The following is a 6618-nucleotide window of genomic DNA, read 5'->3' on the forward strand; positions in this document are numbered from 1 at the left end:
GGGCAAAACAATAAGAAAAAACAAAGGGGAGGGCGTGGGGGGGCAAAAAAACCACAAGGGGGGGGGGGGGGGGGGGGCCCCCCCCCCCCCCCCCCCCCCGTCCCCGTTCCGCCGCCCTCCACCGCCTCCCGGAAGGAACCCCGTTCCATGTCCGCCACCAGCGTCGCGCGGGCCCTCGCGCGCCGCGTCGACCGGTACATCGCCGCCCTGTTCGCGACCGTCGCCCTGGCCCTGCTGTTCCCGGCCGCCGGGGCCGCCGCCGGGGCGGTCGACACGCTCACCCGGCTGGCCGTCGGCCTGCTGTTCTTCCTCTACGGGGCCCGGCTGTCCCCGGGCGCCGCCGTCGCGGGCCTGCGGCACTGGCGGCTGCACGTGCCGATCCTGCTCTTCACCTTCGCCGCCTTCCCCCTGCTGGGGCTGGCGGTCCGGGAGCTGCCCACCGCCGTCCTCGGCGCCGAACTCGCCGCGGGCGTGCTGTTCCTGTGCCTCCTGCCGTCCACGGTGCAGTCCGCCGTGGCCTTCACCTCGATGGCGCGCGGCAACGTCGCCGCCGCCATCTGCTCCGCCTCCTTCTCCAGCCTGCTCGGCGTGTTCGCCACCCCGCTCCTGGCGGCCTGGCTGCTCACCGACGGCGGCGAGGTCCGTTTCTCGGCGGACCAGGCCGCCGCCATCGGGCTCCAGCTGCTGCTGCCGTTCCTGGCCGGGCAGGCCGCGCGCCGGTGGATCGCCGGCTGGGTGGGCCGGCACCGCCTCCTGACGACGCTCTGCGACCGCGGGTCGATCCTGCTCGTCGTCTACGCCGCCTTCGGCAAGGGCGTGCACGCCGGCGTCTGGGAGCGCCTGCCGCCCGGTCGGCTGCTGACGCTGATCGCGCTGTGCGCGGCCCTGCTGGCCCTCGTCCTGACGCTCACCTCGTCCACCGCCCGGTGGCTCGGTTTCCCGCCCGAGGACCGGGTCACCGCCGTCTTCTGCGCCTCGACGAAGAGCCTGGCGAGCGGTCTTCCCATGGCCGCGGTGCTCTTCCCGGGGGAGGACGTGGGCCTGATCGTCCTGCCGCTGATGATCTACCACACGATCCAGCTGACCGTCTGCGCCGCTCTGGCCCGCCGCCGCTCCCGTACGCCGGTGCCGCCGGCGGGCCCGGGCCGGGTTCCCGCCGCGGCGCCCGGGGCCGTACGACCGGGCGCCCGCTGAGGCCCGGCGCTCGCCGGGCCGGGTGCCCGGGGCGCGTGGGCTATGTTGATCGCACGTCGCGGGAAGGGGGCACACCGGTGCCATCAGGGCAGCAGCGGGCGCGGGCGCAGGCGTCGGCGATCACACCGGGCGGGCGGTCCCCGGAAGAGGAGCCGCCGCCGGCGGACAAGGTGCGCGACCTGCTCGGCGGCCACCGGCCGTCGCCCGCGCAGCGGCGCATCGCGCAGTACATCACCGACCACCTCACCGAGGCCGCCTTCCTGTCGATCACCGATCTCGCGGAGCGCGTCGGGGTCAGCCAGCCGTCCGTCACCCGCTTCGCGACCTCCCTGGGCTTCACCGGCTATCCCGCGCTGCGGGAGGCGCTGCAACCCATCGCGCTGAGCGCGGTCGCCGGCGCGCCGGGCGCGGCCGAGCCGGCGGACCGGGGCAACGAGCTGCAGGCCGCCGTCGACGCCGAGATCGCCAACCTGGAGAGCCTGCGGCGCGTCTTCGCCGACACCGACCGGGTGCTCGACGTCGGCCGCGAGCTCGCCCGGTCGGTGCCGCTGACCGTGCTGGGCCTGCGGATCTCGGTCTCGCTGGCGGAGTACTTCGCCTACGCGGCCCGGCGCGTCCACCCGGACGTACGGCTGGTCTCGCGCGGCGGCAGCGTGGCCTACGACGCCCTGCTGCAGTCCCGGGAGGCGGGCGGGACATGGGTGCTGGCGTTCGCGATGCCCCGGCACTCCAAGGAGACCCTGGCCGCCCTGCGCGCCGCCCGCAGCACCGGGCTGCGCGTCGCGCTGATCACGGACGCGGCGCTGGGGCCGCTGGTGGAGGAGGCGGACGTGGCCTTCACCGCCGGCACGGGCTCGCGGCTGGTCTTCGACTCGTACGCGGCCCCCGGGCTGGTGTCCGCCGCGCTGCTCCAGGCCATGGCCGACGCCGACCCGGAGCGCACCCAGCTGCGGCTGGAGAAGTACGAGCAGGCCGCCGAGCAGCACGATTTCTTCCTGGAGTCCTGACGGAGTCCTGACCGGTTCGTCCCCGCGAGCCCGTTTCCCCCGGGCGGATCCCTGTTCCGGATCTGCATGAAATTTTTCATGCTCTTGCGTACTCGGCGGTAAATATATTTACTGCATGTGGCGCCCGGGCCTGATGGGGCTGAACCGGAATCGGCGCTCGCGACGGCGAGCCCCGGTGCCGAAGTGGCGAACGCCCAGGACCGACCTACCCTCCTCATCGGTCCGGCGGTGTTCTCGCGGGTCGTCCGCTCCCCTCGGACACCCCCCGGCGGTCCCGGTCTACCCCCTGGACCGGGACCGCCGGCAGCCACACACCGTCCCTATCGGGCGGCGCGGTCCTCCTCCCCGGGCGTGGCCATCCCCTCCGGCCGCTCGTCCACGGCCGGCGCCTCGGCGTCGCGCCACTCGGCGGTGTGGGTCGGCCGCCGCGACCGCATCAGTTCGGCCACCTCCCTCTTGAGCTCGTCGTCCCGCTTCGCCCCGTGCTTGCTGTTCGCACGCTCCATCGATCCTCCTCGACACCCGCGTGTGCCCCGGCGGCCCCGGGGGCGGGGGCCACCCGAGTGCCCCGCGCCGCGGTGTCCAAACCGGGCGGTTCCGGCGCCCCGGCCGCCTGTTCGCCGCGATGACCGTGTCCCGTCACATCGGCGACATCGTCCCTTCCCCGGCGCTCGCTCCTCTTGGAACCCTCGACTGGCACGCCGCCCGTCGCTCCCCGTCCCGTCCCCGGACTCCAAGAGGTCTCCAGACTCATGGCCGAACTCAACCGCCGGCGCTTCCTCAAAATCGCCGGAGCCACCGCGGGCCTCGCCGCCCTGTCGAACAGCATCGACCGCGCCGCCGCCATCCCCGCCCGCCGTGCCTCCGGCACCATCGCCGACGTCGAGCACGTCGTCGTCCTGATGCAGGAGAACCGGTCCTTCGACCACTACTTCGGCTCCCTCAAGGGGGTCCGCGGCTTCGGCGACCCCCGCCCGGTGACCCTGGGCAGCGGCAAGTCCGTCTTCCACCAGCCGGACGGCGCCAAGGACGTCCTGCCCTACCGTCCCGACGCCGAGAACCTGGGGATGCGGTTCATCGCGGGCCTCAACCACGACTGGGCCGGCGGCCACAAGGCCTGGAACAACGGTAAGTACGACCGGTGGATCCCGGCCAAGTCCGCCGGCACGATGGCGTACCTGACGCGCGAGGACATCCCCTTCCACTACGCGCTGGCCGACGCCTTCACCGTCTGCGACGCCTACCACTGCTCCTTCATCGGCGCCACCGACCCCAACCGCTACTACCTGTGGACCGGCCACACCGGCAACGACGGCAAGGGCGGCGGCCCCGTCCTCGGCAACGAGGAGGCGGGGTACGACTGGACGACCTACCCCGAGCGGCTGGAGAAGGCCGGGATCTCCTGGAAGATCTACCAGGACCGAGGCGACGGCCTGGACAAGGCCGGCTCCTGGGGCTGGATCAAGGACGCCTACCGGGGCAACTACGGCGACAACTCCCTGCTCTACTTCGACAACTACCGCAACGCCAAGCCCGGCGAGCCGCTGTACGAGAAGGCGCGCACCGGCACGGACGTCAAGAACGGCGACGGCTACTTCGACGTCCTCAAGGCCGACGTCAAGGCCGGCCGCCTCCCGCAGGTCTCCTGGATCGCCGCCCCCGAGGCCTTCTCCGAGCACCCCAACTGGCCGGTCAACTACGGTGCCTGGTACATCTCCCAGGTCCTCGACGCGCTCACCGCCGACCCCGAGGTGTGGAGCAGGACGGCCCTGTTCATCACGTACGACGAGAACGACGGCTACTTCGACCACGTGGTCCCGCCCTTCCCGCCCGCCTCCGCCGCGCAGGGCCTGTCCACCGTCGACGCCTCGCGCGACGTCTTCGCCGGCAACGCCCGCTACGCCGCCGGCCCCTACGGGCTCGGCCAGCGCGTCCCGATGATCGTGGTCTCCCCGTGGAGCACCGGCGGGTACGTCTGCTCCGAGACCTTCGACCACACCTCGGTCATCCGCTTCCTGGAGCGCCGCTTCGGGGTGACCGAGCCCAACATCTCGCCCTGGCGCCGCGCCATCTGCGGCGACCTGACCTCGGCGTTCGACTTCGGCCACCGGCGCACCGAACACGCCGGGCTGCCGGACACCGGCGCCTACGAGCCCCAGGACCGCGAGCGCCACCCCGACTACGTCCCCAAGCCCCCCGCCGACCCCGCCCTGCCCCGCCAGGAGAAGGGCACCAGGCCCACCCGCCCGCTGCGCTACGCCCCCCTGGTCGACGGCGCGGCCACGCCGGCCACCGGGCGCTTCACCCTCACGTTCAGCGGGGGAGCGGAGGCCGGGGCGTGCTTCGTCGTCACCTCCGGCAACCGCACGGACGGCCCGTGGACGTACACCGCCGAGGCCGGCAAGAAGATCTCCGACACCTGGAACGCGGCCTACTCGAAGGGGAAGTACGACCTGACGGCTCACGGCCCGAACGGCTTCCTGCGCGTCTTCCGGGGCACCGGCGGCGCGGTCGGCCCAGAGGTGACGGCACGTCATGTCGCCCTGGGTGGGCGCCTGGAACTGACGATGACGAACGCCGGGCGCGCCGCCTGTCATCTGACGGTCACCGACGCGTACGGCGGGAAGGGTGAGACCTTCACGGTGCCCGCGGGCGGGCGCGTGGTGCGGGAGCTGGACCTGCGCCGCGGCAAGCGCTGGTACGACGTGACGGTGGTCTCCGACACGGACGCCACGTTCCTGCGCCGGTTCGCGGGTCATGTCGAGACCGGTGAGCCGGGGGTGAGCGACCCCGCGATCGCGACGCACTGAGATGGGATTCCGGCCATTTCGGCCGGATCTCAATTCCCCTGCGAGTAAGGGTGGTTGACGCGTCCGTCCCCTTTGCCGTCGTTCATTGGTGTTTGCATTTACGCAATGGCGTTGCGTATGTCACACCTCCTGACGGGAGTTGAACTGGGCGCGTCAAAACTGACAGGGTTTTGCGCAACCGGAGCGGACCCCTTCGCTCCGGTGCGTTGTGCGACAACGCGCATTCCCCCCCACAACTCGCGAGGAGGAAATCTCCTTATGCCGAACCACAAGCGCACCGGAAAGCGGCGCATCGTGCTGGCCGTCTCCGCGGCCACCGCCGTCACCGCCGGAGCCACTCTGCTGGCTCTGCCCGCCGGTGCCGCGGCCCCCGCCGAAGGCACCGTGTACGGCGCCGGTGCCAAGGGCTCCATAGAAGGCAGCTACGTCGTCCTGCTCAAGGACGGACAGCGGGGCGCCTCCGCCCACTCCCTCACCACCCAGGGAAAGGACCTGGCCGAACGCTACGGAGGCAAGCTCAACCGCACCTACACCTCCGCCGTCCACGGCTTCTCCGCCAGCGGACTGGACCGGGACGAGGCCAAGCGCCTCGCCGCCGACCCGGCCGTCGACAAGGTCGTGCAGAACCACCGCTTCACCATCAACGCCAGCCAGGAGGCCCCACCCTCCTGGGGGCTGGACCGCATCGACCAGACCGAGACCAAGGGCGACGGCAAGTACGCCTACCCCGACGGTGCCGGTGAGGGCGTGACCGCGTACGTCATCGACACCGGTGTGCGCATCAGCCACAAGGACTTCGGCGGGCGGGCCTCCTACGGCTTCGACGCGGTGGACGGCGACGACAAGGCCGACGACGGCAACGGCCACGGCACCCACGTGGCCGGCACCATCGCCGGCACGGCCCACGGCGTCGCCAAGAAGGCGAAGATCGTGGCCGTCCGGGTGCTCGACGCCCAGGGCTCCGGCAGCACCGAGCAGGTCGTCGCCGGCATTGACTGGGTCACCAAGAACCACAAGGGTCCCTCCGTCGCCAACATGAGCCTCGGCGGCGGCGCGGACGAGGCGCTCGACGCGGCCGTCAGCAAGGCCATCGCCTCGGGCGTCACCTTCGCCGTCGCGGCGGGCAACGAGTCCACCGACGCCGGCAAGGGCTCCCCGGCCCGGGTGAAGGAGGCCATCACCGTCGCCTCCACCGCCCAGGACGACTCGCAGTCGGACTTCTCCAACTACGGTGCCGTCGTCGACCTCTACGCACCGGGCTCGCAGATCACCTCCGACTGGAACGACAGCGACTCCGGCACCAAGACCATCTCCGGTACGTCGATGGCCACCCCGCACGTCGTGGGTGCCGCGGCGCTCTACCTCGGCGCCCACCAGGACGCCACCCCGGACCAGGTCGCGGGCGCGCTGACGGCGGGTGCCACCGCCGGCAAGGTCACCAACCCCGGCGCGGGAACGCCCAACAAGCTCCTCAAGGTCGTGCCGTAGCCACCCCACCGCACCACCCGGCCGGGGGGGGGGGGGGGGGGGGGGGGGGGGGGGGGGGGGGGGGGGGGGGGGGGGGGGGGGGGGGGGGGGGGGAGGGGGGGGGGGGGGGGAGGGGGGAA

At 72.6% G+C, this 6618-nt stretch carries 5 protein-coding genes; 4 read left to right on the forward strand and 1 reads right to left on the reverse strand.

Going from position 1 to position 6618, the window contains the following annotated elements:
- Window positions 1-147: 147 nt before the first annotated feature.
- Together AC07BS_RS34245 and AC07BS_RS34250 are read left to right on the forward strand one after the other, a co-directional pair.
- Window positions 148-1194 carry a bile acid:sodium symporter family protein gene (locus tag AC07BS_RS34245; RefSeq protein WP_478643882.1) on the forward strand — a complete coding sequence of 349 codons (1047 nt, stop codon included), beginning with the start codon at window positions 148-150 and terminating at the stop codon, window positions 1192-1194.
- A gap of 77 nt (window positions 1195-1271) precedes the next feature.
- The gene (locus tag AC07BS_RS34250) at window positions 1272-2201 is read left to right on the forward strand and encodes a MurR/RpiR family transcriptional regulator (RefSeq protein WP_478935483.1); all 930 of its coding nucleotides are present in this window, start codon (window positions 1272-1274) and stop codon (window positions 2199-2201) included.
- 320 nt (window positions 2202-2521) lie between these two features.
- Here AC07BS_RS34250 and AC07BS_RS34255 read toward each other — a convergent pair whose 3' ends face one another.
- Window positions 2522-2707, reverse strand: coding sequence for a hypothetical protein (locus tag AC07BS_RS34255; protein WP_478643878.1), 186 nt, complete (start codon window positions 2705-2707; stop codon window positions 2522-2524).
- A 246-nt stretch (window positions 2708-2953) separates the two neighbouring features.
- Between AC07BS_RS34255 and AC07BS_RS34260 the strand changes: the two genes are divergently transcribed.
- Both AC07BS_RS34260 and AC07BS_RS34265 read left to right on the forward strand, forming a co-directional pair.
- The gene (locus tag AC07BS_RS34260) at window positions 2954-5011 is read left to right on the forward strand and encodes a phosphocholine-specific phospholipase C (protein WP_478935484.1); all 2058 of its coding nucleotides are present in this window, start codon (window positions 2954-2956) and stop codon (window positions 5009-5011) included.
- 258 nt (window positions 5012-5269) lie between these two features.
- Entirely contained in the window at window positions 5270-6499 is a 1230-nt protein-coding gene (locus AC07BS_RS34265; RefSeq protein WP_478935485.1) for a S8 family peptidase, read from the forward strand.
- Window positions 6500-6618 lie beyond the last annotated feature (119 nt).

The organism is Streptomyces sp. NPDC044063 (assembly GCF_056434285.1).

Bases quoted from the DNA above. Each gene is read 5' to 3' on its own strand.
- AC07BS_RS34245 (WP_478643882.1), top strand. From the start codon at position 148: ATGTCCGCCACCAGCGTCGCGCGGGCCCTCGCGCGCCGCGTCGACCGG.
- AC07BS_RS34255 (WP_478643878.1), bottom strand. From the start codon at position 2,707: ATGGAGCGTGCGAACAGCAAGCACGGGGCGAAGCGGGACGACGAGCTC.
- AC07BS_RS34260 (WP_478935484.1), top strand. From the start codon at position 2,954: ATGGCCGAACTCAACCGCCGGCGCTTCCTCAAAATCGCCGGAGCCACC.
- AC07BS_RS34265 (WP_478935485.1), top strand. From the start codon at position 5,270: ATGCCGAACCACAAGCGCACCGGAAAGCGGCGCATCGTGCTGGCCGTC.